Origin of the sequence: Paenarthrobacter aromaticivorans (assembly GCF_019038615.1) — a bacterium.
Classification (GTDB): Bacteria; Actinomycetota; Actinomycetes; order Actinomycetales; family Micrococcaceae; genus Arthrobacter; species Arthrobacter aromaticivorans.
The window spans coordinates 625,737-652,717 of sequence record NZ_JAHOPC010000002.1; the positions used below are offsets into that span (position 1 = coordinate 625,737).

The window sequence follows — 26,981 nt, forward strand, 5'->3', positions numbered from 1 at the left end:
ACCAGAAGCGTCTCGATTCCGAGGTAATGGCACCCTGCCAACTTTCTGCATAACTTCTGTACGCATCTTCAAGCAGGCAGTTAGTCTTGGCTTCAACAAGATGCTGGGGGAGCAAATGATGAAACCGATCATGGTTGACGGCGGCAAAGGCACAGTGGAATTGGCTGCCGAGGGAATTCTCCGGATTGTGTGGAAGCCAGGGACTGTTCTGGAGGCTCCGGATGTACAAGGGGCGATGGCGAAGGTAAATGAGCTTGCAGACGGTGTGGAATACCCGATGTTGATCGACATAGCGAACACCCAAGCGGTGACCCGCCAAGCCAGGTCCGTTTTCAGTGTGAAGTGTGCCGCTTCGCGGATTGCGCTGCTTGGTTCAAGTCCACTCGATCGTGTCATTGCCAACTTTGCTATGGCACGGCGCACACTCCCGTGTCCCACTCGGTACTTCACTTCCCGCGACGAGGCCATGGCCTGGCTTCTCGGTACTCGGCTTTCCTGATCCGTAGGGCGGCATGCGGCTTTAAAGCCCGGCGTCTTGGACGCTCAGCCATTCCAGCTCGACGTGAACCGGACACTCGCCGATCTCGAGTCGTACTCCCGTCACTGGCTTGCCGTCAATGCGGATCGACGCCGGACGGGGGAGCCGCACCAGCGTCCCCGCCGATGGTGCCAGCCATTCGGCTCCAGGAAGTCGACGCACCGTGAAGGAGGCACCTTGTGTGTCCCAACTAAGATGATCGACGGCGAGCCCTCCGCGTGCGCGAAGTCCCGTCACGGACCCGCGCGGCCATGCGGTGGGTACCGCGGGCAGCACTGACAGCGACTCGGTGGTGGACCCAAGCAACATCGCAGCAACGAGTGCGGGAAGACCTCCGCTTGCGTCCAAGTTGAAGATCCTGCCCGCATCGTGCGTCGTTGTCAGCGTCGGGCTCCAGTGGTCAATCGCAAGCCAGTTGACGCAGGTCTCTGCCGCCGCCGCATCCCCGAGCGCTGCAGCAGCCAGCCCGACCTGGACCAAGCCGAACGCCATCTCCATGCGTCCAGGGGGCGCGGTGGGCGCCTCAGCACGCCACGCTATCTTGTTCCTCACGGTTTCAGAGGCGGCTGCACGCAATCGTGCCGCCTCCTCACCGTCGCCGTCGAAGGCCGGATCGATCTCGTACCACAGCGGGTAGAGCTGGGAGGCGTGGCGGTGCGCGATGTTCTCGTTCCACTGTGGGTCGAGCCATTCGGCGAGTGTGCCGTCACCTGCCACGCGATAGGCCGGCAGTTGGCGCAGGACATGAGACCATCGTGCATCCAGCGAGTCGTCGTCGCGGGCTCGGCCAAGCAGCTTGGTCGCCCGGGCAGAATCGCGCAGAATGGCGACGTCGATCGTCGCGTCCGTCGCGAGGGGGACTCGCGCTTTTCCGGGCGTGTTCTCGGGTGAATAAGAAGGGACAATCCTGCGCACGCCGCCGACTTTAGGAAATGCGGTTTCGGCGAAACGGAGAACCCCTTCGGCCATTTCCCACACTCTGTCGTCCACGATGGATCGATCGCCGGTAGTGGTGAGGGCGTCGGCCACGATTCGCAGAACCCAGCCGCCGCACCCGGTCCAGAACAGGTGGGGGTATTGCTCGGCGAAATGGTTAGCGCGGCCGTGTGTCGACATCCGCGAGGGTAACAACATTCCCTCGGCACCGAAGACCAATCGTGCGTTATCGCGGTAATCGTCCAGGTGGGGGAGTACGAGGTTGAGGAGCGACAGGGCAAGCTCCGGGGTGCCAGTTGTAGTCATACCGGCCATGGCGCCGTTCTGTACGTTGCCGTTCAGTGTGTAGTCGGCTGACCAGGCAGGGCGCCAGGTTCCCTGCCAGACGCCCTGGAGGGTTGGTGGCAGCTCACCTGTGGAGGCGATGATGTTCGCCCGTCCGCTCAAATACGCGGCCTCGACCACCCGGCGTCGCGCACTTTCGTCACCGGCCCGGGCCGTTGCCCAAAGTTCCTCGGTTCGTGTCTCGGACGAGCCGCTTTGCAGATCAAGCATTGACGCGCCGGTAAGGGGATAAAGCGCTTCCCGCTGCTCGTTGCGGACGTCGTCCCACGACGTCGGCATGTCACCGGCCGCTTCAGCGCTTAGGTCGTCGGACGCCAGCGTGATGTCGACGCGGATCACCCGCGGGACCTCGGGCCCTGTCGGTACGCCTGAGTGTGCAAGACCTCCATCGGCCTGCCACGTCGTCTCCGTCACGGCAGTAACGGCAGCACGAATGGCGGTGGGTCCGTCGCCTGCATCAGCAAAGAGTATGCCTCGGGCCCCACCTTCGAAACTCGCGTTGACCACGGCGGAAGCGTCGGGCACACCGGTGTCAAAGGACGTTGGTGCGCCGGCACCCAGACCTAGCTCGAGAATGCTGGTGCTTTCACAGTCAGCCTCGAGCGCAAGCAGGACAGACTCGCTACCGTACGGGGCGATGAGCCGGAGCGCGTGCCGTCCAAGATCGAGATCGGTCCACTCGATCGCAACCTCGCCAAGAAGCGGATCGACGGTCCGCTGCGACTCAGATACGCCGCCGGGGGTACGGATGGTCAGTGTCGCGCAAAGCCCGAGTGGGTCGGTCCAGATCAGGTCGTCCCCATAGCCGCTGGCGCGGACGCCATGGCTGAGCGCGGCGCTTGCGGTGTCCGCATCACCCGAGAGTAGGGCATCCCGTAGCCGCCTCCGCACAGGAGCGAGGTCGGGTGCGTCAGGCCGCGGATTCACGGGGAGGAAATAGTTCTCGTGCGCGAAGGAAATGGTGATGGCGTCGGCGGGACCGTACGCGACCGCGCCGACCCGGCCACTCCCGACAATGAGCCCCTCCTCCCAAGTGCCGGCGTTCGTTGCCGTCACAAAGACCGGCCCTTGCCGTCCGGGGGTGGCGGGTGGAAGGCCGTTCATCATGCTGACTCTCGCTGGACGAGGGAAGTGCTCAGAATCGGCCTCCGTTCGACGTCGCGCCCACGCAGGACCGCGAGTAGGGTCTCTGCGGCGACCCGGCCCATATCCTCCAACGGCTGTCTAACTGTCGTGAGTGTTGGATCCATGGTGGTCGCGATGGAGACGTCGTCGAAACCGATCACGGCGACGTCGGACGGGACTTGTCGACCTGCTGCCTGGAGTACCCGGATCGCCCCGCTCGCCATCAGGTCGGAGGACGCGAAGACGCCGTCGAGGTCTGGGTATCGCTTGAGGAGCCGTGCCATAGCGGCTGAACCGCTCACAAGGGTGAACTCGCCGTGCACGATCGGACTGTCGTCGATGCCGAGCCGCGCCAGCTCGTCGCGCCAGCCCCTGATACGCTCGCGGGCTGGCTCCATATCGTTGGGGCCCGCGATGATGCCCAGCCGTCGTCGTCCGGCGTCCGCGAGCGCCCGGGCGGCCAGCCTTCCGCCCCCGTAGTTGTCGGAGTCGATGACGATCGCGTCGGGAGCAAGCGCGATGCGGGGTTGCCCAACCCACGCGATCGGAACGGGGGAGTCGATGAGCGCCTGCGCCAGATGCGTGATCTCGTGCTGAAGGATGACGATTGCACCGTCTATTGCCCCCGAGCGCAGAAACCGTGGGATACGGTCGCCATCGTCGTGGTCGGCCGGGACCAGAATTGGTTGAACCTCCCCAGCGTAAAGTCCCTTCGCAGCGCCCTTGAGCACTGCGGTAAAGAACGTGCCTGTCAGGCTGTCCAGCTCGTTGAAGGCGATGATGAGTGCGATCGCTCCCGCGCGCCCTCCGCGCAGCATGCGAGCTGCGCTGTTGGCCTCATAGCCCAGCTCCTTGGCGGCCTGCTCAACAGCCGCAGCCATCGTGGCGTCGACGTTCGTCTCGCCGGCAAGTACCCGCGCAGCCGTGGCTCGGGACACGCCTGCGATTTTGGCAACGTCTACCAGCGTGGGTCTTGGCATTGTGCATCCTTTTTAAGGTTGTCGACGATGGGCCTTGGTTCGTGGCTGCAGGCCAGCTCCAGACTTCGATCTCAAGGCTCCCATGGAATCCAGAAACCCGTCAGCTGAACGCGCCCCGTTGGCGAAACTTGGTTATCGAACAGTATAGAGATCGATACCTCGATATTTATCTGTTCTCGCAGATTGCTATTGCGTGGTCCTGAACCGACGGCTACCGTTTAGCCAGAGATCGTTCTCTCAGTCCAGATCGAACGCTCTGAGATCACTTCCAAGGCCCCAACGAAGAGGAATTGTCGTGAAAAGAAGCTTGACGGCGATAGCCGCCACTGCAGCAGTACTTGCCCTCGCTCTCACCGGATGCTCCTCCGGTGGCGGCGGAAAACCAGCCGGCCCGAATGCGGAGGTCTCTTTCTGGTCCTTCACCGGGATCAATGCGAAGGACAGCGTCAATGAGTACGCCAAGAAGGTGCCCGACGCGAAGGTCAAGCTGACTGAGGTCGGAAGCACCACCGAGACCGCAACTGCTCTCACAGCCGCGTTGGCGGGGGGCAAGGTTCCCGATCTCGTTATGATCCAGAATGACGACTTGCCCAAGTTCGTAGAGAACAGCTCCAACTTCGTGGACCTGCGCAGCCTGGGCGGCGACAACATCGCCCACGACTACCTAGGCTGGGCTGCAGGTGCTGCGACCGCGCCTGACGGCTCAGTGATAGGCATTCCGACGGATGTCGGAGGACTGGGCTTCGCCTACCGTGCGGATCTCTTCGAGCAGGCCGGCCTGCCGACGAAGCCCGAAGAAGTCGCTGCCATGTGGAAGGACTGGCCCTCGTTTATCGAAATGGGGCGGAAGTACACGGCCGCCACCGGCAAGCCCTTCGTTGACAACATTGAGACCAGCGTCTTCTTCTCGACCGTTAACCAGGTCAGCGAGAAGTACTATTCGGACGAGGGCAAGCTCGTCTACGACACGAACCCCCAGGTGAAAGACGCATTCGACGTCGCCGTGAAAACCCATGACGCCGGCATCAGCGCCGGTATTGCGGCGTGGTCCTCGGGCTGGGCTCCAGGCCGCGCGAACGGTGCCTTTGCCGTCACCATCGCTCCCTCTTGGATCCTCAAAGGCATCAAGACCGACGCCCCGGACACCGCAGGCAAGTGGCGCATCGCCAGCGTGCCCGGCGTCGGGGGTAACTGGGGAGGCAGCGTTATTGCCATCCCGGCCCGGGCGGAGCACCCTGAGGCGGCCTGGCAGTACATCAAGACGATGATGTCGGCTGAGGGTCAAACGGACCACTTCGTGCAATCAGGCACCTTCCCGGCGGCGACCTCCGCGGTTACAAGCCAGTCAGTCCTTGACTACACTGACCCGTTCTTCGGAGACTCGAAGATCGGCAAAGTTATGGCCACCTCCGTTCAGCAATTCCCGTCGTTCTACAACGGCCCCGACACGACCCCCATCAACGGTGCGCTCCTGAACACCCTTGTCCAGTTGGAAGCCGGCGGTGTCACCTCCGATAAGGCCTGGACGACCGCCCTGCAGACGGCCAAGCAGGCTATCGGCGGCTGATCGTCCCACCCACCCGAGTGGCCCGGCGTGAACAGGGCCGGGCCACTCCTTGACGGAGGTACACCTATGTCATCGGCGACAGCCACTCTTTCCCGCAAACAGCGCAAAGGCCCGATTCAGAAGGCCACGCGGATCCGTAACCCGCTCTCGGAGCGGATTGCTCCCTACGCGTACGTTGCGCCCTTCTTCCTGATCTTCATAGTCTTCGGACTTTTTCCCCTCGTCTTCACCTTCTACGTCTCGCTCTTTGACTGGAATCCCATCGGGAAGCAGACCTTCGTTGGTCTGAGGAACTTTGAGCTGCTCTTTGCGGACGGCAGGTTCTGGAATGCACTCCTGAACACGTTCGGGATATTCCTGATCTCGACAATCCCACAGCTACTTCTGGCACTTTTTCTCGCCCACCTGCTCAACCATGCGCGTCTGCGCTGGGCGAACTTCTTTCGCATGGCACTGCTTGTTCCTTACATCACCTCCGTCGCAGCGACAGCGATCGTATTCGCTCAGATCTTCGACAAGAACTTTGGCCTCATCAACTGGGTCCTGGGGCTGTTCGGGCTCCCGTCCGTGAACTTCCTTGCGACCAACTACGGCTCCTGGATACTGATCTCGGCGATGGTCATGTGGCGTTGGTTCGGATACAACACACTGCTTTACCTCGCTGGACTGCAGTCGATGCCCCGGGAGATGTTCGAGGCGGCCTCCGTGGACGGAGCTTCGAGCTGGCAGCAGTTCCGGCATCTGACGATCCCGTCGCTGCGCCCCATCATCGTGTTCAGTGTCATCATGTCAACCATTGGCGGGCTGCAAATCTTCACAGAACCGCTTCTCGTATCGCCCGAATCCGGCCTCACCTGCGGGGCGGGCCGACAGTGCCAGACGCTCTCCCTCTTTCTCTATGAGCAGGGCTTTGGCCTGTTCAAGTTTGGTTATGGTTCCGCAATCGGCGTCGTGCTGTTTGTGATCGTCGTTCTCGTATCGCTCCTTAACTTTTTCCTGTCCACACGTACGAGAAAGGCCCGCTGATGTCCGATGTAATCGATGAGGCTATCCCGCAGCAGCTCCTCGCACCCGGGGTGAAGCCAGGACCTCACCCCACGCGACGCGGCAAGCGCGGAGTCAGCCGTCGCGTGTACGTGTTCCTCGCCCTCGCCGTCGCCGTGTCGGTATTCCCGCTGTACTACATGTTTGTGATCGCGTCTGCGGGAGCCACGGCTGTGACCTCAATCCCGCCCCGAATGTATCCGGGCACGCAATTCTTCGACGTCGCAGCGAAGGTGTTTGATACCGTTCCGTTCTTCGCATCGTTGATCAACAGCGTATTTGTCTCGCTCACGATCGCGGTCGTTTCCGCGATCATGTGCGCGATGGCGGGGTTCGCGTTTGCCAAGCTTCAGTTCCCCGGCCGGAATTTGTTGTTCCTCATCGTCCTGCTGACAATGACCGTTCCTGCCCAGCTCAGTGTGATTCCGCAGTATCTGATCATTTCCGGACTTGACTGGGTGGACACGCTCCAAGCAATCATCGTTCCTGGGCTGGCCAGCGCGTTCGGTATCTTCTGGATGCGTCAACACATGGCGACCACCGTGAGCGACGAGCTTATCCAGTCTGCCCGCATTGACGGTGCCAATTCGTGGCAGATGTTCTGGGGCATCGCATTCCCGGTAGTGCGTCCGGCCGCGTTTGTGCTTGGACTAATCACGTTCACCAGCGTGTGGAACGACTTCATGTGGCCGTTCATTGTCCTGAAATCCCCGGAGCTGTTCACAGTGCAGATCGCACTGAAGCAGCTCCAGGCCAACCGGACGATTGATGTTGCCTTGGCCATGGGCGGCTCGTTCCTGGCTACGCTGCCCCTGTTGATCGTGTTCTTTTTTGTCGGCCGGCGAATGGTGTCCGGGATCATGGATGGGGCGTTCAAGGGCTGATGCTGCAACACACCTCGAGCGCAAATGAATTACCCCAGACCTCGCGCGTCCTGCGCACACCATGGTCGATCGCCGCCGAGACAGGCTAGAGAGACATTCTCCACGCCTCGGGCTCGAGCTCGAGGCGTGGGTACGCCTCCGGAAATCCTTCAGTCCCGACAATCGGGCCAGAGCTGGGCGCTTGTCTCCTGAATGCCAAAGCCACACGATTTGGCTCGCAGGTCCGTCGGGCAGGGAGTCCTGCACCCCGTCGTCGGATGCGTTACTCCGCTCGGCACTTTGACCGGGGAGTTTCCCTTGGGTGCTCCGCCAAAGGTTGGGGTGGCTGTAATGCGCTTCATGGCTCCTCCTGCATCCTGCTGGTTCAACCATGCTGCAGTTGGATCAAGAGTTCCCCGGGTTTTGCGCAGCTTCGGCGAAGTTTATGGACAGGAAAAACGGCTTCGCTGCCATAGTTCGATTGGGCTGCTGCCATTCAACTGCATTTCCACGGAAGGTTATGACGATGGCTCTTAATTACCGGCCGCTCAGACAGATTCGGCTCCGTGAGGGCCGCTTCGCTGAAGCCCAGCGTGTGAACCGTGAAGTGCTGCTGCGGCTGGATCCTGATCGTCTTCTGGCGCCCTTCCGGCAAGAAGCGGGCCTTCCGGCTACGGCTGGGCTCTACGGCGGATGGGAATCGACGGGACTTAACGGCCATACGGCAGGGCACGTCTTGTCAGCGCTGGCCCACGCTGTAGCCGGGGACGGTGACCCACGCCTGGAGAAGATGCTTGGAAGCCTGCTGTCCGGACTCCGGGAAGTGCAGCAGGCCTCCGGGACAGGATACTTGGGCGGCGTACCTCAAGGGCGGCAGCTTTGGGACGAACTCGTTCAGGGAGACATTAGCGCTTCCCCTTTTGAGCTCAATGGGCGCTGGGTTCCCTTGTATAACCTGCACAAGACGCTGGCGGGCTTGGTGGATGTCGCATGGAATGTTCCCTCCGCAGAGGCGGACCAGGTCCTGGATGAGCTCGCCAATTGGTGGCTGGAAACCATGGACCGACTGGACCAGGAAGCACTCGAGCTCATAATCCAGACCGAGTTCGGCGGTCTTACTGAAGCGTTCGCCCGCCTTGCACTTCTCCGGCAGGATGGGCGCTACCTTAAGCTGTCCATGAGGTTCATCCGGGAAGAGCTGATAACCCGGGTGCTTTCTCTACCGGGTGAAAGAGCGCAGGACTCACTTGCGGGTCTTCATGCCAACACTCAGATTCCCGTCGTAGTGGGCTACGCCGCAATTGCCAGGGCTGCACGCGAACTCGGGTTGGACGATGCAGCGACGGCGCGCATAGGGCAAGCCGCCCGAAACTTCTTCGACGACGTCGTTGGCCGGCGCAGCAGCGCCATTGGCGGCAACAGTGTTCGGGAGCATTTCCACCGTAGGGATGACTTCTCCCCAATGTTCCTCGGACGGGAGGGCCCCGAGAGCTGCAACAGCTACAACATGGTCAAGCTGGCAGCGGAGCTCTACCTCCTGGATGGGGAGGACCGGTATCTGGACTACATCGAGGTCACTCAATGCAGCCATGTGCTATCCACGCAGCACCCTTGGCACGGCGGACTGGTCTACTTCACTTCCCACCGTCCCGGCCACTACCGGGTGTACTCGCCGGAACAGGACGGCTTTTGGTGCTGCATGGGGTCTGGATACGAAGCTCACGCAAAGCATGGATCCCATGTGTACGTCACCGATGGCGACGAACTCCGTATTACCTGGCTTTTGGCCACGGAAGTCCACTGGAGCGAGCAGGGCGTCCGGGTCACCATTGACTCTGCCTTACCCTCCGGGAACACCGCCACCGTCCGGGTGAGCGTGGAGGAACCGAAGGAATTCACCCTCGCAATCCGCATACCGCAATGGTCGCTAGGTGCCAAGGGCAAGCTCCCCGACGGCCGGAGGATCGACGAGGACGGTGGTTGGTGGCGGTTGCGCCGCGTGTGGGAGGGGTCGGAGGAAATCCTGCTAAGTCTGGACCGTGAACTGCAGGTGGTCCGGGCGGCGGATAACTCCCCGTGGGCCTGGATCAGGTACGGACCAACGGTCCTGGCCGAAGAGATTCCCGACCATGGACTGCGCTACCGGGCAACGGGGGCCAGGACGGGCCACATCGCTTCAGGGCCGCTCAGGCCGCTGGCGGAGACGCCTGTCCTGCTTGCCAGTGGGCTGGAAACCAACTACGAAGGGAGCGACGAGCTCTCGGTTCGCGCCTCTGATGGGCAGAGGCTGAGGCTAAAGCCTCTACACAGGATCCACGACGCCCGGTACAGGCTCTCTTGGCCCATGGCTCAGGACGAAATGCAGGTCAGAGAAATCCAGGAGAAGTTAGCGGAGCAAGACCGGGCATCTACCGCCTTGGAAGCACGGGTGGTGGACGGGATCACCTTCGGGGAGCAGCAGCCTGAACTCGATCACGAAGTTAACGCTCAGCATGCCGAGCGTGGAATGACACCGGACGGGGCACACTGGCTGCGCCCCAAAGAGCCGCTCACACTCGTGATGCGCGACTGGACGATGATCGGCACGAGCCTTCGCATTGAAAGCGTGCAGGGTAACGAGCAGGAATCGTTCCTTCTCTCGAGGGCAGACAACGGGACGGCAGTAACAGTCACGCAAGGGCCGGACGGTGTCAGTGAGATTGAGTTCAACAGCAACGGCAGCTCAGAGGCCCGCCTGGTCATTGCTCCTCGGCCGGGCCACACGATGCCAAGGTTGAGACGCCTGCTGCTCTTGACCGATGCCGCGGATTCGCTGGGCTGAAAAGTTGAGGTCCTCACTGCACGGTTGCAGTAAGGACTGCTCGGGCTGTTCTTACTGCACTGACCACGCGCCGTCCGATGGCAGGACGGCGCCGGAGATGTTTGTTCGGTCCTCGATGAGGAAGATCATGGAGGCAGCCAACCGTGAGGCCAAAGCTACAGATGGGGTGATCGGAAGTATGGCGCGGGTCAGGCGGAACATTCCGTCGACGTAGACCGTGAACACCCGGTTCCAGACCTCATCGGTCTCCTCGTGCAAGGAGGCATGTCGTCGTCGAACCTAAAACGGCGCCTGCTGACTTGGTGGGAACAGCATTCGACGCCGTTGAGACGGGCGCGGAGGAAGTCCTCGGAGATGAAACGTCCGTGCAGCTCAAGGCCGGCTTCAGTGCACCCTTGGACGCCGTCTACCCGCAACTGAAGTCAGTGAGCGCCTGACACCTCCAAGAACGGCGCCGCGCCCAAGCTTTGGCCTGGACGGGCGTCGCCCTGGTCTGAAGGGATCAGCAGCCGCATGACTTCCGCACTACGAGTTCCGTGGCGAGGAGCAGAGCGTGATCGCCCAAGCTGGCAGGGGAGAGGGCTGCGGCGATGACCCGCTCTGCTATTTGATTGATGGGCTGCCTGACGGTGGTGAGTTGCGGCCAGCTGAATTCCGATTCGGAGGTTCCATCGAACGACACCACCGCGATGTCATCCGGTATGGACAGACCCGCTTCGTGGATAGCCCGCAACGCACCCACGGCAAGGAGGTCGGAGCTGGCAAAGATGGCGGTGGGCCTTTGCTGGAGTTCCAGCAGGCGCAGCGTTGCTTCGTAGCCGCCCTGCCGCGTGAAGTCCGTGAATTCCGCGGGACCCTCACGCAGCCCGGCTTCCCGGAGGGCTTTCCTCCAGCCGTTGTGACGCGGGTCTGTGCGAGCAGGGTCGATGTCCTTGCCTACGAGGATGGCGATGTCCCGGTGGTCGTGGCCAATGAGGTGCTGCACTCCCAGGACCGCACCCTGCTCAAAGTCCGTGCTGATGGTGGGGATGCCGTGTACTGAACTTGACTGGTCAATGAGGACCCGCGGGATGCCATGGACAGGCATGGCTGCTACTTCGCTGGGGCTAAGGACCGTTGCCATGATGATGGCATCAACCTGTCGCGACACAAGATTGAGGGTGTTCTGCCGTTCAGTTTCAGGATCGGTGCGCGAGTTGGCGGCGAGGACCGCATAGCCGCGGGCTGCGGCTGCTTGGGCAATGGCGTCCGTCAGTTCGGCGAAGTATGGATTGGTGCTGTCCGGAACGATCATCCCCAGCAGCCGGGCAGAACCCATAGTAAGCGCCCGCGCGGTGGCATTCGGCTGATATTGAAGTACCTTGATGGCCTCCCGTACCCGCTTGGCGGTGGAGGCAGCCACCGGTTTGGGCCCGCCGTTGATGACATAGCTGACGACGGCGGTGCTGACGCCCGCGTAGCGCGCAACGTCGGTTCGCGTTACTTTCCCTGTTCCGGCCTTCGTTTCAATACCCGCCATGGTGACCCCTTTATCTCTCCCGGCTTTAGTCTACCCGGGTGGAGTGCGAATCAGTGGAACGAAATGCCCGAACGAAGGCGAAGCTGGGACTTCTTGCAAGATCGATTCTACCCGCGTAGACTCATTCCAGAACCGCTGAGAAGTGACCCTCCTCACGTCCCCTGCCTGCCGATATCCAGGCTCTAAATCGCTTCCATAAATTCCACATTTCCTAAGGAATCAATGATGATGACCATTCCAAAGTCCCGCCGCAGGTCAGGGATCCTCGGTGTTGCTGCCGCCGTTTCCATCGCAACCCTTGCCCTCACCGCCTGCGGGGGTCCGTCCACCGATACAGCTGGTTCGGCCGTCGAGGCAGGCTCGGGCGAGGGCACCATTAAAGTTTGGGCAGTCGACGGTCAAGCAGCCGAGAATGATGCCCTGAAGAAGATCATCGCGAACTTCGAGAGCTCCCAGAGCAAGATCAAGGTTGACCTTAAGCTTTTTCCGTCAGACCAGTACACCAAGGCTGTGAACTCTGCCGCTCCCGAGGACCTTCCTGATGTGCTGGATTTTGACGGTCCCACCTTGGCCAGCTTCGTCTACAACGGCAAGATGGCCCCACTGAAAGACTCGGTCTCCGGGGAAACGTTGGCCAATCAGACTGACTCCATCAAGTCGCAGAACACCGTGGATGACGCTGTCTACGGTGTGGGCATGATGAACGCAGGCCTTGCACTCTGGGGCAATAAGAAGCTGCTGGACGGCGCCGGCGTTCACTATCCCACCACACCGGAGGAGGCGTGGACGGCCGAGGAATTTACTGGTGTCCTGGATAAGCTCGCCACTGTGGTCCCGGGAGGCAAGCCCTTGGACCTTTCCGAGCAATACGGATTCGCCGGCGAGTGGGGGACCTGCTGTTCAGCGGGCCCGGTCATCTGGTCCGGTGGCGGCACCATGCTCAAGGACAACAAGGCAGCCGGCGCCCTGGATTCAGATGCCAATGTGAAGTCCCTGACCCAGTTCGCCAGCTGGAAAAAGTACACCGATCCGAACGCGGACGGACTGGCCTTCACCAGCGGACGCGTTGCCCTGAGCTGGGTGGGACACTGGACCTACCCAACGTACAAGGCCTTGGGATCCGATCTCGTTTCCATCCCGCTGCCTAACTTTGGCAAGGGCACCAAGACCGCCTCTGGAACCTTCGCGTGGGGAATGGGCGCAAAATCCAAGAACGGCACCGCAGCGGGGAAGTTCCTGGACCACCTGATGTCTGATGAGAGCGTGCGCACCTACACCGACGCCAACGGCGCCCCTCCCGCAACCAAGACTGCCTTGGCCGCTTCCGCGCTCTATGGCCCAGGCAAGCAGCTGCAGTTTTTGGGTGACCAGCTCAGCAAAGCATGCGGGACCGAGGACCGGATTACTGAGTCCTGCGTCAGCGTCACCCGCCCGGTCACGGCAGGCTACCCTGTGGTCACTGACCAGGTAGGGAAGGCCGAGGCCGCCATCTACGCAGGCAAAGACGCCAAGGAAGCTCTGAGCGCCGCGGCACGCGCTATTGACCAGAACTTCGCCGACAACGACGGATACAAGAAGTAGAGCTGTTCCACCATGACCACCCAAATCCAGCCCATCCAACGGGCGCCCATCGCGCCGCGGCCAAGGCCCCGGTCAAAAGCAGGGCTTTCAGGACACAAGTACGCTGGCCCGCTTTTTGCCAGCCCCGCCCTCATCGGCCTTGCCATCTTTCTCGTGGCACCGTTCGTGCTGGCGGTTGTCCTGTCCTTTTATCGTGTGCAGCTCAATAGTCCCCGCCCTGCCCGGTTCATCGGATTCGAGCAGTACACACGCCTGTTCACTGATCCAGACCTATCCGCCGCTTTCGGCCATGCGCTGCTGAATAACTTCACCTTCGCGGTGATCGTTGTTCCGGTGCAGACGGTACTGGCCCTGGGCTTGGCGGTGCTCGTCAATCGCAAGCTTCGCGGCATGGTGATCTTCCGGACGTTCATCTTCATGCCGCTGGTTTTTCCCCTGGCATTGACGGCCGTGATCTGGCGGCTCATTTACTCCCGCGGAGACGAGGGATTACTGAATGCCATCCTTGGGTTCTTCAGTGGAGGCGCGCTCTCAAGCCAGGACTGGCTCGGCAGCCCGTCAACTGCACTGGGATCGATCATTGTCATGTCCATCTGGCAGAGCGTGAGCTTCCAGATGATCATCGTGCTCGCCGCTTTGCAGAGTGTCCCCACGGAGCTTTACGAAGCTGCCTCCCTGGACCGGGCCAACAAGTGGCAGCAGTTCATGAATGTTACGGTTCCCGGCATCCGGAACACCCTGATCTTCGTCGCCCTGATAACCACGATCTTCTCGTTCAGACTGTTCGACCAGGTGTATCTCCTAAGCCGTTCCGGCAGTGTTGACCGCGGATCGACCGAGACGGTCATGACCCAGATCATCAATACCGGCTTCGACAACAACAATGTTGGCCAAGCGGCCGCCATGACGGTCATCTTCATGGTGATCATCACCGTGATCGCAATCATTCAGCGGGCTGCCGTGCGCCAGCGGGGAGGAGTCTAATGACTATTTCAAGGACCACGACGCCCACAACGGGCGGGGGAAGCATGAAACGTACCCGGCGTTGGCAAACTGCGCTTCACTACCTGATCCTCACAGTGGTGGCACTGTTCTTCTTCCTGCCCGTCTATTACTTGATTGTTGGGAGCTTCCGGCCCTCGCGGCAGGTGCTGAGCGGCCTGAGTGGCTTCGTGCCCACCAACCTGTCCCTGGACAATTACGTTGGCGTTTTCGAGCACCTGAATTCCGATGCCACCGGCTACTTTTCGCAGTTCGCAGTTGTCTCGATTGTTGTCACCACCGTAGTGGTGGCCGGCAGCCTGATCGTGAACTCCATGGCAGCGTATTCCTTCGCACGGATGAAGTGGCGGGGAAAGAAGGTCCTGTTCCTGCTGGTGATCATCCTGACCATCATCCCGTTTGAGGCCGTGGCCCTGCCGCTCTACTACATGTTTTCCGGGCAGCGGGATACCATCGTCATCCAGGCCATCCCGTTCATTGCCAACGCCTTCTCGATCTTCTTGTTCTACACGTTCTTCCTCGATGTGCCCGGGGAGATCGAAGAGGCCGCACGGCTTGATGGCGCGGGCCCGTTCAGGACGTTCTTCCAAGTCATCATTCCCATCACCAAACCTGCCTTTGCCACTGTAGCCATCCTGACGTTCCTGGCTCAATGGGGCTCTTACCTGTGGCCCGTCCTGATGGTCTCGGACGCCACAGTCCGGCCGCTGCCGCTGGCTATCAGCATCTTCCAGAACCAGCAGCCACCCGAATGGGGCCAGGTGCTGGCATTTGGAACCATGTTCATCGTCCCGGTCCTGGCGGTCTTCCTGATCTTCCAACGCTGGTTCGTTGCCAGCATCAGCAGCTCCGCGATCAAGGGCTAACACACCTCCACCAGATGCCCGCTCAGGGCAAACCCAGATAGGCAAAAAAATTGGCTTTCAGTCTCAAAGACTCTTGGGTGTGGGACTTCTGGCTCGCCGACGACGGCGACTCATTCCACATGTACTACCTGCACGCCCCTAAGAGGCTGGGTGACCCGGCACTCCGGCACCGCAATGCCCGTATCGGCCACGCCACCTCACATGACCTGACCACGTGGGAATCTCACGGTGTGGTTCTCCAGCCGGACGATCCCGAAGCGTTCGACGCAACGTCCACCTGGACGGGCAGTGTCTTGCAAGGCCCGGACGGACTGTGGCGGATGTTCTACACTGGCGCCCGTTTTTACGAGGCACACAATATCGAGGCCATTGGCGTGGCGACGTCACGTGACCTTTACAGCTGGACCAAGCAGCCCGCCGTCGTGCTTGAACCTGATCGTCGCTGGTACGAACGGTACGGTGATTCCACGTGGCCGGAGGAGGCATGGCGGGACCCGTGGGTCTTCGCGGATCCCGAAAGCGATGGTTGGCACATGCTGATCACCGCCCGCGCAAATCAGGGCGAGGTGGACAACCGGGGCGTGATCGGCCACGCTGTTTCATCCGATCTCGAGACGTGGGAGGTCCAGCCGCCGCTGAGTCAGCCCGGCGCCGGGTTCGGGCATCTGGAAGTTCCGCAGGCCATCACCATAAACGGCCAAACCGGGCTCCTGTTCTCCTGCGGGGTGGACACGCTTTCAGCGAGAAAGGCTGAAGGGTTCGACGGCGGCGGAATCTGGAGCCTGCCAACCAACCAGATCACTGGTCCCTTCGACGTCGCGACTGCCACTGTGGTGACCACCGAGCCGCTCTATAGCGGGCGACTCATCCAAGACCGATCCGGCCAATGGCTCATGATGGCCTGCCACGACGCGCACAGCGACGGCTCCTTCGACGGCCTCGTATCCGATCCCCTGCCTGTCCACTGGGACCCCCAACGCGGCGGCCTGGCCATCATTGCACCATCCAAGAACCCGTGAGGACTTTCATGCCAACCGACAACGAGGGTGCGATCCTGCACCTGGCCGCCGCCGGCGTGTCCGTCCTGATCGACGCTACGGGCGGACAATTGCCCGCCATCGTGCACTGGGGTGACCAACTTCCCGCGCTGACCGCAGAAGAAGCCAGGAAAATGGTGGAAGCCAGCGTTCCCGTGGCCGGTTCCAGCACGATTGACGTTCCACCGCGGCCCGGCCTCTTGCCTGGACAGGACTCAGGCTGGATGGGACGTCCCGGACTGCGAGGCTCGTTCGACGGAGTCGGGTGGTCACCAAAGTTCCAGGTCCACAAGGTGACGTTCAACGATTCCCCAGCCATCGGGTTCGTAGCCGCCGAAGCTGGGCGGGTCCTGATCACCGGAACAGACGATGCACACCGGTTGCGCTTGGACCTGACATTGGAACTGCTTCCCGCCGGGCTGATCCGCGGTCGGGTGGAATTGACCAATCTTTGCGACGAAACGTACACAGTCGAGGACGTCTCCTTGGCCTTCCCGATTCCTGGTGAAGCTACAGAACTGCTCGATTTCGCCGGAAGCCACAATTTTGAACGGGTGCCTCAGCGCGGAACCCTGCGCACAGGGACACACCTTCGCGAGAACCGAAGGGGGAGGACCGGCTCCGACAGCGCCTACATTCTGCACGCCGGAACTCCGGGATTTGGTTTCGGCCATGGCGAGATCTGGGCCGTCCATACGGCCTGGAGCGGAAACCACCACCATTTCGCGGAACGCTTTTTTGGAGATCAGTTGATAGGCGGGGGAGAACTGCTTCTTCCCGGTGAAGTCCGGCTCAGCCTCGGTGACATCTATCAGAGCCCCTGGATTTACGCCTCATACGGGACGGGCCTCGACCCCGTTGCCCGGCGTTTCCATGCCCACGTACGGAGCCGCACGTTCCCGGTGTCCGCTGACCGCCCCGTCACGCTGAACGTGTGGGAAGCGGTCTATTTCGACCATGAAGAAGAAAAGCTGATCGCCTTGGCTGAACGTGCAGCACTCGCCGGTGTTGAGCGCTACGTCCTCGACGACGGCTGGTTCGGTTCGCGGCGCGACGACACTTCCGGGCTGGGGGACTGGGTCGTATCTGCGGATGTTTGGCCCTCCGGGCTCCACCCGCTCGTGGACCGCGTCCACGAGATGGGGATGCAGTTCGGCTTATGGTTCGAACCCGAGATGGTAAACCCGGACAGCGACGTGGCGCGTGCCCATCCGGAATGGATCATGGCTGCCCGTAAGGACTGGCCCGTGGAGTCACGCAACCAACAGGTCCTGAATCTTGCTGTTCCCGAGGCCTACGAGCACGTGAAGAAGCAGATACTCGCGCTGCTGGCCGAGTACAAACTGGACTACATCAAATGGGACCACAACCGGGACCTCATCGAAGCCGGAAACCAGCAGGCTGGCGGACGGCCGGCAGTCCACCAACAAACACTGGCGTTTTACGCGCTACTGGAAGAAATCCGGTCACTTCATCCAGACGTTGAAATCGAATCGTGCTCATCCGGTGGGGCGAGAGTCGATCTAGGCGTTCTGGAAAATACAGACCGGGTTTGGGTTTCGGACAACAACGACCCCCACGACCGCCAGACAATGCTCCGCTGGACCACAGAGTTGCTGCCACCCGAATACCTGGGATCGCATATTGCCTCTGCACGTTCCCACACCACTGGTCGCCACCACGACCTCGCGTTCCGCGCAGGCACCGCAGTCTTCGGGCATCTGGGAGTCGAATGGGATCTCGGCACCGCCAGCGACGATGAACTGGACAGCCTCCAACGCTGGATCTCTTTCTACAAGCAAGAACGCCGCTTGCTGCTCGCAGGTGACGTGGTTCGCATGGATGGTCCCGACACCAACGTGGTGGTGCACGGCGTCGTGGGCCCGGATCGTTCCCGGGCGATCTTTGCGCAAGCGGCCCTGGACAGCCTTTACCCGGACCCTGCCGGGCGTCTACGTTTCCGGGGACTCGACGCTGAGGCGAGGTACGAGATTGTGCCCATCTTTCCTGGCTACACGCCATCCGGACTGCTTCCGCCGGACTGGTGGGGACAGCCATCAGCCTCCGGAAGGCACATTGAAGGAACGTCGCTGCGGACAACCGCCAGGAATGATGTGACTTTCCCGGGTGCCGTGTTTTCAGGCAGTGCGCTGGAAAAGGTTGGTGTTGCGTCGCCCAGAATTCATCCTGACCAGGTGGTTCTGTACCGGTTATCCAGAGTCGCCTGCGAGAGCCAGACACGAAATGCTGTGCCTTAACGCATGTCATCCACCCCGGGAATGGTCCCGGGGTGGATGACGTGTAAGTGGTCTGGGCTTCTGTTAGCTAAGCCAGGACTTCACTGTTTGCTCGTGCGCGTCCACCCACTTCTTGGCTGCGGCTTCTGGCGACATGCCGCCTTGGATATCCGTGGCGACTGAATTCTGGTCATCGTTGGTCCATTTGAAGCCCTTGGCCAGTTTGGCTGCCGGTGAGCCGCTGTCGGCAAACTTCTTGGACATGACCTTGTTGAGGGTGTAGGTCGGGTAATCGCAGGCCACCTTTTCTGCGTCAGCATCGCAGCCCTCGGTCCAAGCTGGAAGGGCGACCTTCTTCAGCGGAACCTGGGACAGGAACCACTGCGGTTCATAGAAGTAGCCCAGCAGCGGCGTCTTGTTTTGCTCCGCCGTCCGGAACGACTGGATAAGGGCAGCCTCCGAGCCGGAGAACACCACTTTGTAATCCAAGTTCAGATTCTTCACCAGGGCTTCGTCGTTGGTGACGAAAGCGGGGTCGCCGTCGAGGAGCTGGCCCTTTCCGCCGGACTCGGAGGTGGTGAACATCGAGGCGTACTTGTTCAGGTTCTTCCCGTCCGTGATGTCCGGGTACTTCTCTGCCATCCATGGTGGTACGTACCAGCCGATGTGACCTTCGTTGCCGGTGGGACCGGCATCTACAGCCACCTGCTGATCCGTAATGTACTGCTTGGTGAGGTCGGCATGACCCCAGTTTTCCATGATGACGTCCACCTCACCGGAGGCGAAACCCTGCCAGGAAATCTGTTCGTTCAGGTCCTTCTGCACCACAGTGCAACCAAGCTGGTTTTTCGCTACGTAGCTGTACACGGCGGCATTGGCCGTATAGCCGACCCACGCGTTCATCGCGACACTAACAGATCCGCAGGGTGCATCCCCGGCACCTGCGGGGGCGGCGGCCACCTGGTTCACGGAAGCACCCCCGCAGCCTGTCAGCAGCAAAGCAGCCGCGGCAACTCCTGCCATCAGGGGGATAGTTCGTTTCAACAGCGGTCCGGCTTTTTTCATCGTTGGGTCTCCTTGTTGGGGGTGGGAGTATGGCGGGGAAGGTTGTTCATTGGAGGGACTAGGTTGAGGGGGACTTGGCCACGGCGATTTTGCGCAGCGGGGCTGCTGCCGCGGCCTGCGTCATCCTGTCGAGCAGGATGCCGAGGAATACGATGGCAAGGCCTGCGGCCAAGCCCTTGCCGAACAGCGAACTTTGGACAAAGCCGGCGACGACGTCGTACCCGAGTCCGCCTGCACCGACCAGAGCACCCACGACCACCATCGCAAGGACGTAGATCAGCCCTTGGTTGGCGGCGAGTGCCAGGGATTTCCTGGCCATCGGCAACTGGACCTTGGTAATGACCTGCCACGGGGTTGAGCCGGAAGAAATGGCAGCTTCGAGGACAGTGGGTGAGATCGCTGCGATGCCATCGGCCGTGATTTTGATGGCGACGGGAGCTGCATAGATGATGCCTGCGATGATCGCCGTGAAACGGGTAGCGCCGAATAGTCCCAGGAACGGAACAAGGTAAACGAACGCGGGCATCGTCTGGCCGGCGTCGAGTATTGGCCGAAGGAGTTGGTCTACCCTTTGGGAACGGCCCATCGCGACGCCGAAGACCACACCAAGGACCATGACCAGCACGGTGGCCACCAGCGTTCCTGCGAGGGTGACCATGGAATCGCTCCAGAGGCCGAGGTAGATGATGACACCGAGGCAGGCAGTGGTAACGGCGGCCAGCTTCCAGCCGCCCAATGCGTAAGCCGCCAGGGCAATGACACCGACCAGGATGTAGAAAGGCGTGTCCGTGAGCAGGGACTGGAACGGGTTAAGGATTCCAGTGGTGACCGATTCCCGCAGGGACACTGTGAACAGGGACAGGTTGCTCTGCATCCACTGGCTTGCCGAGCTTACGGCTTGGACGATTGCCGGGCCGATGTTGAAGTCTTTCGGGAAAGCCGCGGCCCACAGAGAGCTCCTGGACAACTGGACCATGACCAGGGCCACGGCCAGTGTCACGCCCAGGACGATGTATCGGTTCCTGCGCGAGATCCGGCCGGTCCGGGCAGCGCCCGGTTCCGCGCGGCGGCTGGCTGCAGTGGTCACCCGGTCCAGCACGATGGCGAGCAGGACGATGGAGAGGCCGGCATTTACTGCAGTACCGACGTCGAGCGATTGCAAAGCGCGGACAACAACCTGGCCGAGCCCTGGCGCGGCGATAAGTGCCGCAATAGTGACCATGGACAGGGCTGCCATCGTACTTTGGTTGATTCCCATGACAACGGTCCGCCTGGCCATGGGAAGCTGCAGGGTAAGTAGCCGCTGCAGGCCTGTAGTACCCAGCGAGTCCGAGGCTTCCCGGGTGTTCTCCGGGATACTCCGGATTCCGTGAGCCGTCAGGCGGATTACGGGAGGCGCGGCGTATATGACTGTAGCAATGACAGCCGAGGCCGGGCCGATGAGGAAGATGAGCGCCAGGGGGGCGAGGTAAACGAAGGTGGGCAGCGTCTGCATGAAGTCCAGTACCGGCGTGATCACCGTGGCAACTCGGGTGGAGACGCCGGCGAGGATACCGACCGGGATCCCCACCAGGAGTGTCAGCAGCACCGCGGTGAGGACCAAGGCGAACGTGTAAGTGGCCTCAACGAACAGACCCTGGAAACCGAAGAAAGTAAAGACGGCTACGGTCAGGAGGGCCACGCGGGCGTTCCCGACAGCGAATGCAATCCAGCCCAGCAGTCCTACGGTGCCAAACCAGCCAATTTCAGGCAGCCGCAGGCCGGTGGAACTTGCCGCAAAGAGCGTGATGAAGAGGTTGGCGACGTTGTCCACCACGGCCCGCAAGGGTGTGAAGATATACAGGAAGACCGGGTTGTCCGCCCTGTTGGCCGCGACCCAGGCGTTGAACTGGTTCAACGAGCGGTGCAGATCCGTCAGCTCGGAGGCAGGCAAAGTCAGAGTAGACGTACCGTGCAGGATCAGAAATCCCAGGATCCAGATGATGCCCGCGCCCACCAGCAAAATGGTGCGGCGACTGGGCAGGCGGCGCGGTTCCCTAACAGGGGAGGGTGAGGGCTGGACCTTTTCCTGATCCCGGACAAGCGTAGTCATCAGGCCGCTGCTTCCGCTGGCTGCAGCACCGAAAGGATGCTGTCACGGTCGATCTGCCCGATTATCCTGCCTGCTTCGTCCTCCACGAGGACGGGGCCAGAGGAATGCATGACCGCTGATATGGCGTCGCGGATGATCGTCCCCGAACTGAGGACCGGAGCATCCAGAGGCGTTCCATCCATCACGGGACGCATGATCCACTTCAAGGTCAGAACGTCCGCGCGGGGAACTTCGGACACAAAATCCTCAATGTACTTATCGGCCGGGGATCCCACCAACTCATCCCCGGTGCCGCACTGGACCATCTCGCCGTTGCGCATGATCAGAATGCGGTCCCCGAGCTTGAGTGCCTCGGAAAGGTCATGGGTGACGAACACCATGGTCTTGCCCATTTCCTTGTGGAGCCGGATGACCTCGGCCTGCATGTCACGCCTGATAAGGGGATCCAATGCCGAGAAGGGCTCGTCGAAAAGGATGGTGTCCGGATCGCCCGCCAAAGCCCGGCCAAGGCCAACGCGCTGCTGCATCCCGCCGGACAGTTGGTCCGGATAGTGCTGTTCGTACCCCTTCAGCCCCACCAGTTCAATGATTTCCCGAGCCCGGCCGTAGCGCTCGTTCTTAGCCGCCCCGCGGATCTGCAGCCCGTAGGATACGTTGTCCAAAACCGTCCGGTGGGGCAGGAGTCCGAAGTGCTGGAACACCATGGACATTTTCCGCCGTCGAAGTTCCCGCAGCTCCCCAACGCCTGCCTGCAGGACATCCTTGCCGTCCACCATTACCTGCCCTGAAGTGGGTTCAATAAGCCGGGTGAGGCAGCGGACAAGGGTTGACTTACCGGATCCCGAAAGACCCATGACTACGAAGACCTCGCCCTTTGCGACGTCGAAACTTAGGTTGCGGACGGCCGCTACGCAGCCGGAGGCTGCCAACAGTTCAGCGGAGCTAAGGGACGAAAGCTGAGGATCGCCAGGGATCTTTTCACCAGCGGCGCCAAAAACCTTCCAGAGGTTCCGTACTGAGATGTCGGGGCTGTTCATTGCTGTACTCCTGCTTATGGCGGCTCGAACCAATGGCCGGGCTTGAGTGGACGTCATGCTGCTTGCTTTTTCGCCGAAGTCACCCACTCGGCTTGGGGAAAGCTGGGGTTAGGTCGGTGGAGGCAGCGCTCTCAACGTCATGCTCCAGACGCCCGCGGGCAAATCCTTGCGCGATGTCGCCAGGGCACTGTAAATCTTCTTCGCTGCGAACGGGCTTGATCCGCATGTGTGGCTGGTTGTGCATGCATCAACATCACCCGTAATACGCAACAGTGATGTATCTCACTCCTTGCTGTCAAGGGTTGGAAATAAGTAAAAACGATGGCCAACGCGCTTCATGAGCTCGACCCTCAAAAGGGCATGCCTGGCCGAGCCGAAGCCATCGCGTCACATTACGCCGATGCTCTTAGCGACGGGCAGCGGCCAAACCCTTGATTTCCAGGCAAATGCCGGAGACGGCGACCGGGCTCGACAACGCCGAGGCGGCCATGCGATTTAGAGGTCGTCTTCGGGCCGGGCAGTGAGAATCCGATTGGCGCTGAGCTGCAGGATGCCGAGCGACTCCTGGATCAGGGGTGATGTGATGCTCCCTCGGCGCACTGCAGCGACAATGCGGCGTGACGGCTTGCCCCTGCCGGTAATACGCAGGCGAACTACGTTTTCTGCACCACGCAGCGGCGCCAGCCGCGGCAGCAGGCCCACGCCCAGCCCCGCGCCCACGAAGGCGATTTGGGTTTCCCACTCAACGGCCTCATGGGCAATTCGTGGAGTTACCCCCGCGGCGGTAAACGCCGCGGTGAAGAGGGAGTGGTACGTGGAACCGGCGGCCTCCGTGATCCAGGGTTCCGATGCCAGCTCTTGGAGAGTCACTGTTTCCCGCGATGCCAATGGATGGTCAGAGGGAATGATCACGTCCAGTGGGTCATCGAGCAGCACGGTCTGTTCGAAGCGCGGATCGTCCTCAGCGTACGTATCGGACTGCATGGCAACAATAACCGCGAGGTCGATCCGCTCGGCAACCAGCAAATCGAAGCAGCGGGCAGGATTGGCCTCGAGAACTTGCACCTCCAGCAGGGGACGTGTTGTGCGAAGGGTTGCGGCGAGCGGCGCCAGCAACTGGGCGGCCGCCGTCGAGAATCCTCCGAGGCCAAAATGTGACTGCACCTGGTCCCCGGCCTGCATGGCTGCCGCCCGTAGGCTCTCCCAGTCCGCAATGAGGGTGTCCGAACCGGCCACGAGAAAGCGGCCCGTGGCGGTCAGCCGCACCCCCCGGCCGTCCTTCGTCAACAGCTGCATTCCAAGCACGCGCTGGAGTTCCCGCAGCTGCGCGGAGACGGCAGAGGGAGAATAACCTGTGAGCTCCGCGGTGGCGCCAATGGTGCCGCAGCGGGCAAACACTCGAAGTGTGATGAGTCTCGCATCGATCATGCACCTATTGTGCATGGTTATCTTCTAAATGTTGCGCTTTTGTTGCAGCGCAATCGTCCCTACTCTCTTGTCTACAAGGATTTTGAATACAACATCGGTTGCACCCAAGCACCCTTGGTCGCCATGAATCGCACGCTAACCCAGGCCTCCCGGGAGGAAACACATGTCTGCTCCAGTCTTGCCCCTCAATTCACGCGGAAAACTCGCTTCATCATTGCCTGCAGAGCAGCTGGCAGAGATCAGCGAGTTGTTCGAGTTCCGGCGCACGGGGTACTCCCTCGATGCCCCCTTCTACACAGACCCCACAGTTTTCAAGATCGACATGGAGGCCATTTTCGGCCAGCACTGGATCTTTGCCGGCAGCATTGCAGAACTCCCGGAGCCGGGTGACTACATCACTGTGGACTATGGCCCCTACTCGCTGATTGTGCTGCGCAACGACGACGGCGGCGTGAACGTCCTGCACAACGTGTGCCGCCACCGTGGCGCCCGCGTCCTGACCGAAGCTGCCGGATCCACCGGCAACCTCGTCTGTGGCTACCACTCCTGGACCTATTCCCCGGAAGGTAACCTGATCCACGCCTCCGCTCCCGGCGAGGCCAAGTTCGACAAGAACTGCTTCGCCCTCAAGCGTGCCCACAGCCGCGAAGTTGCCGGCCTCATTTTCGTCTGCATCGCTGACGAACCGCCGACGGACTTTGACGAGACCTCCAAGATCTTCGAGCCCTACCTCGCGCCCCACGATCTGTCCAAGACGAAGATCGCCTACCAGCAGAACATCATCGAAGAGGGCAACTGGAAGCTCGTCATGGAGAACAACCGTGAGTGCTACCACTGCGACGGGCACCCGGAACTCGCCTGCTCGCTCTTCCCCACGTGGGGCCTGACCGAGGGCCTGATTCCGACGCACCTTGAGGAGGTGTGGGACCGCAACAAGGAAGCGCAGTCCTCGCTTGAGGAGCGTTGCCGCCGCTACGGCCTTCCTTACGAGGTAATTGAGGAACTGGACACCCGCATTGCCGGAATCCGCATCTCCCGCGAATCCCTGGACGGCGAAGGCGAATCGTTCTCGGCCGACGGACGCCGGCTGTCCAAGAAGCTGCTCGGTGACCTGCCCGACTTCCGCCTTGGCCGCTGCTCGATGCACCTGCAGCCCAACAGCTGGTTCCACTTCCTGGGCGACCACGTAATTACGTTCGGTGTCTTCCCGATCAATGAGCACCAGTCCCTGGTCCGCACCACCTGGCTGGTAGCTGACGACGCCGTGGAGGGCGTTGACTACGACCTTGACAAGCTGACCTACACCTGGAAGCAGACCAACCTGCAGGACAAAGCGTTCGTGGAGCTGTGCCAGCAGGGCGCCGGCAGCCCTGCCTACGAGCCCGGCCCGTACATGAAGAGCGAATACCAGGTTGAGGCGTTCATCAACTGGTACGTACAGCGTGTCCAGGAGCACCTGGCATGATTGAACTCCTCACTCAGACGGCAATCCAGGAACCGCAGCGCATTCGCGGTCTTGAGATGCCCTGGAACAGGGTGATGGGAAGCACCGAGGCACCCGCCCGTGCGGCCCGTGCCCTGGGCCCCTGGCACCCTCAGGAGTTCACGGCTGAATGCGTGGAAACCGTTCCGGAAGCGGGCGGCCTCATGACGTTCGTCTTCCGGCGCTGCGACGGAGCGCCCCTGGCGTTCCGCGCAGGGCAGTACGTGAACGTCGCCTTTCCCGTGAACGGCGAGGACCAGGAACCGGTGGACCGCAGTTACTCGCTCTCCAGTTCGCCCACCGAGCCGTGGACTTTCAGCATCAGCGTCAAGCGCGACGCCGGCGGCCTGGTTTCGCCGTGGGTGCACGAAAACGTCAAGCCCGGTACCGTCCTGGAGATGCTCGGCCCGGTTGGCGCGTTCCACCTGCCCGATGCAGACCGGCGTGCTCGTTACCTCCTGCTCGCTGCTGGAGCCGGCATCACGCCCATCATGTCCATGGTGCGGACCATCCACTCCTTGCCGGGGCATGCTGACGTAATTGTCCTCTACCATGGAGCGGAAGCCGGCGGTTTTGCCTTCCACCAGGAATTGGCCTACATCGCGTCCGTGGACTCGCGCGTAAAGGTCTTCTATTCCCTGGGTGACCGCGGCCTGCCCGAGGGCTGGGAAGGACTCACCGGAAGGCTAACGGCCGCCATGCTCGACGAGGTGGCCCCCGATGCCAACGGCCGTCAGGTCTATGCCTGCGGTCCCGAGGGCTACCTCAATACCGCCACCGAGCTCCTCAAGAAGGTGGGCGTCGACGATACCTCCATCTACATGGAGTTCTTCACCGGCGACCGCCAGACGCTCCTTGAATACCAGGCGGAGCTGGCTCATGCAGCGGACATAGCCGAGGAAATCGCAGAGGAAATCGCCGATTCCGCCGAGGACTACTTTGAAAGCCAGCCGTCGGCGTTCGGGCTCTACGAGCCCGGCTACGACGCCGAGGGAACCCTGAAGGCCACAGGACTGCCGCTGGAAACCGTGGACCCGGACGCCCCCGAAGCCACCGAGGGCGATTCAGGCGCGGGGCCAGAAGCCGTAACCCCTGATGCCTCGAGCTTCAACACGGTGGGAACCGGAAGCCTCACCCTGTCCTTCATGCGCACCGGCGTCAATGTGCGGATCGACCCCACCGAACACATCCTTGAGGTGGCGCAACGTGCGGGTGTCCGGATCGGCGCGAACTGCAAGGAAGGCATGTGCGGCTCCTGCAAGGTTGTAAAGCTTTCGGGGGAAGTGGAGATGAACCACCAGGGTGGGATCCGGGCCCGGGAAATCGCGGCAGGCAAGTTCCTGCCCTGCTGCTCCACAGCCCAGACGGACATGGTGATCGATGCCTAGCTTCGTCCAGCCACGGGAATAGCTACG

Annotated in this window: 21 protein-coding genes; 13 read left to right on the plus strand and 8 right to left on the minus strand. The window is 61.3% G+C overall.

Annotation, left to right across the window (positions count from 1 at the left end; translation table 11 throughout):
• The first annotated feature begins 115 nt into the window (after positions 1 to 115).
• Positions 116 to 499 (plus strand): DUF7793 family protein, encoded by a 384-nt coding sequence (locus tag KSW38_RS06425; protein ID WP_308169294.1) that lies wholly within the window; start codon positions 116 to 118, stop codon positions 497 to 499.
• A gap of 21 nt (positions 500 to 520) precedes the next feature.
• Here KSW38_RS06425 and KSW38_RS06430 read toward each other — a convergent pair whose 3' ends face one another.
• On the minus strand, positions 521 to 2,926 hold the full coding sequence (locus KSW38_RS06430; protein WP_216923750.1) for a glycosyl hydrolase family 95 catalytic domain-containing protein: 2,406 nt from the start codon (positions 2,924 to 2,926) through the stop codon (positions 521 to 523).
• On the minus strand, positions 2,923 to 3,924 hold the full coding sequence (locus tag KSW38_RS06435) for a LacI family DNA-binding transcriptional regulator (RefSeq protein ID WP_216923751.1): 1,002 nt from the start codon (positions 3,922 to 3,924) through the stop codon (positions 2,923 to 2,925). Before KSW38_RS06435 ends, KSW38_RS06430 begins: the two co-directional genes overlap by 4 nt.
• A gap of 295 nt (positions 3,925 to 4,219) precedes the next feature.
• Between KSW38_RS06435 and KSW38_RS06440 the strand changes: the two genes are divergently transcribed.
• From KSW38_RS06440 to KSW38_RS06455, 4 genes are all read left to right on the plus strand, one after another.
• Complete coding sequence (locus KSW38_RS06440; RefSeq protein WP_216923752.1) at positions 4,220 to 5,491, plus strand: ABC transporter substrate-binding protein; 1,272 nt, start codon at positions 4,220 to 4,222, stop codon at positions 5,489 to 5,491.
• 66 nt (positions 5,492 to 5,557) lie between these two features.
• Complete coding sequence (locus KSW38_RS06445; protein WP_216923753.1) at positions 5,558 to 6,517, plus strand: carbohydrate ABC transporter permease; 960 nt, start codon at positions 5,558 to 5,560, stop codon at positions 6,515 to 6,517.
• On the plus strand, positions 6,517 to 7,419 hold the full coding sequence (locus tag KSW38_RS06450; protein ID WP_216923754.1) for a carbohydrate ABC transporter permease: 903 nt from the start codon (positions 6,517 to 6,519) through the stop codon (positions 7,417 to 7,419). Before KSW38_RS06445 ends, KSW38_RS06450 begins: the two co-directional genes overlap by 1 nt.
• Positions 7,420 to 7,924: 505 nt before the next feature.
• Positions 7,925 to 10,219, plus strand: a complete 2,295-nt coding sequence (locus KSW38_RS06455; RefSeq protein WP_216923755.1) for a beta-L-arabinofuranosidase domain-containing protein — start codon at positions 7,925 to 7,927, stop codon at positions 10,217 to 10,219.
• Between the two features lie 51 nt (positions 10,220 to 10,270).
• On the opposite strand, the gene KSW38_RS06460 is transcribed toward KSW38_RS06455, so the two are convergent.
• Positions 10,271 to 10,477: a hypothetical protein gene (locus KSW38_RS06460; RefSeq protein ID WP_216923756.1), complete on the minus strand. Its 207-nt coding sequence runs from the start codon at positions 10,475 to 10,477 to the stop codon at positions 10,271 to 10,273.
• Between the two features lie 44 nt (positions 10,478 to 10,521).
• Here KSW38_RS06460 and KSW38_RS23620 point away from each other — a divergent pair, with 44 nt between their 5' ends.
• Positions 10,522 to 10,656 carry a hypothetical protein gene (locus KSW38_RS23620; protein WP_256449684.1) on the plus strand — a complete coding sequence of 45 codons (135 nt, stop codon included), beginning with the start codon at positions 10,522 to 10,524 and terminating at the stop codon, positions 10,654 to 10,656.
• A 65-nt stretch (positions 10,657 to 10,721) separates the two neighbouring features.
• Here KSW38_RS23620 and KSW38_RS06465 read toward each other — a convergent pair whose 3' ends face one another.
• The gene (locus KSW38_RS06465; protein ID WP_216923757.1) at positions 10,722 to 11,738 is read right to left on the minus strand and encodes a LacI family DNA-binding transcriptional regulator; all 1,017 of its coding nucleotides are present in this window, start codon (positions 11,736 to 11,738) and stop codon (positions 10,722 to 10,724) included.
• Between the two features lie 222 nt (positions 11,739 to 11,960).
• On the opposite strand from KSW38_RS06465, the gene KSW38_RS06470 reads away from it, so the two are divergent.
• Genes KSW38_RS06470 through KSW38_RS06490 form a run of 5 tightly spaced genes read left to right on the plus strand, consistent with a single transcriptional unit; the run spans position 11,961 to position 18,482 of the window.
• The gene (locus tag KSW38_RS06470; RefSeq protein ID WP_223945861.1) at positions 11,961 to 13,319 is read left to right on the plus strand and encodes a sugar ABC transporter substrate-binding protein; all 1,359 of its coding nucleotides are present in this window, start codon (positions 11,961 to 11,963) and stop codon (positions 13,317 to 13,319) included.
• 12 nt (positions 13,320 to 13,331) lie between these two features.
• The gene (locus KSW38_RS06475) at positions 13,332 to 14,303 is read left to right on the plus strand and encodes a carbohydrate ABC transporter permease (RefSeq protein ID WP_223945862.1); all 972 of its coding nucleotides are present in this window, start codon (positions 13,332 to 13,334) and stop codon (positions 14,301 to 14,303) included.
• Positions 14,303 to 15,187, plus strand: coding sequence for a carbohydrate ABC transporter permease (locus KSW38_RS06480; RefSeq protein WP_216923758.1), 885 nt, complete (start codon positions 14,303 to 14,305; stop codon positions 15,185 to 15,187). Before KSW38_RS06475 ends, KSW38_RS06480 begins: the two co-directional genes overlap by 1 nt.
• Before the next feature lie 50 nt (positions 15,188 to 15,237).
• Complete coding sequence (locus tag KSW38_RS06485) at positions 15,238 to 16,206, plus strand: glycoside hydrolase family protein (protein WP_216923759.1); 969 nt, start codon at positions 15,238 to 15,240, stop codon at positions 16,204 to 16,206.
• Between the two features lie 8 nt (positions 16,207 to 16,214).
• Positions 16,215 to 18,482, plus strand: coding sequence for an alpha-galactosidase (locus KSW38_RS06490; protein WP_216923760.1), 2,268 nt, complete (start codon positions 16,215 to 16,217; stop codon positions 18,480 to 18,482).
• Between the two features lie 63 nt (positions 18,483 to 18,545).
• Here KSW38_RS06490 and KSW38_RS06495 read toward each other — a convergent pair whose 3' ends face one another.
• From KSW38_RS06495 to KSW38_RS06510, 4 genes are all read right to left on the minus strand, one after another.
• Entirely contained in the window at positions 18,546 to 19,526 is a 981-nt protein-coding gene (locus KSW38_RS06495; protein WP_216923761.1) for an ABC transporter substrate-binding protein, read from the minus strand.
• Positions 19,527 to 19,584: 58 nt separating this feature from the next.
• Positions 19,585 to 21,618, minus strand: coding sequence for an ABC transporter permease (locus KSW38_RS06500; RefSeq protein WP_216923762.1), 2,034 nt, complete (start codon positions 21,616 to 21,618; stop codon positions 19,585 to 19,587).
• On the minus strand, positions 21,618 to 22,655 hold the full coding sequence (locus tag KSW38_RS06505) for a quaternary amine ABC transporter ATP-binding protein (RefSeq protein ID WP_216923763.1): 1,038 nt from the start codon (positions 22,653 to 22,655) through the stop codon (positions 21,618 to 21,620). Before KSW38_RS06505 ends, KSW38_RS06500 begins: the two co-directional genes overlap by 1 nt.
• 495 nt (positions 22,656 to 23,150) lie before the next feature.
• The gene (locus KSW38_RS06510; RefSeq protein ID WP_216923764.1) at positions 23,151 to 24,083 is read right to left on the minus strand and encodes a LysR family transcriptional regulator; all 933 of its coding nucleotides are present in this window, start codon (positions 24,081 to 24,083) and stop codon (positions 23,151 to 23,153) included.
• 163 nt (positions 24,084 to 24,246) lie between these two features.
• Here KSW38_RS06510 and KSW38_RS06515 point away from each other — a divergent pair, with 163 nt between their 5' ends.
• Entirely contained in the window at positions 24,247 to 25,548 is a 1,302-nt protein-coding gene (locus tag KSW38_RS06515) for an aromatic ring-hydroxylating oxygenase subunit alpha (RefSeq protein ID WP_216923765.1), read from the plus strand.
• Positions 25,545 to 26,954: a ferredoxin reductase gene (locus KSW38_RS06520; RefSeq protein ID WP_216923766.1), complete on the plus strand. Its 1,410-nt coding sequence runs from the start codon at positions 25,545 to 25,547 to the stop codon at positions 26,952 to 26,954. The genes KSW38_RS06515 and KSW38_RS06520 overlap by 4 nt, the downstream gene beginning before the upstream one ends.
• Positions 26,955 to 26,981 lie beyond the last annotated feature (27 nt).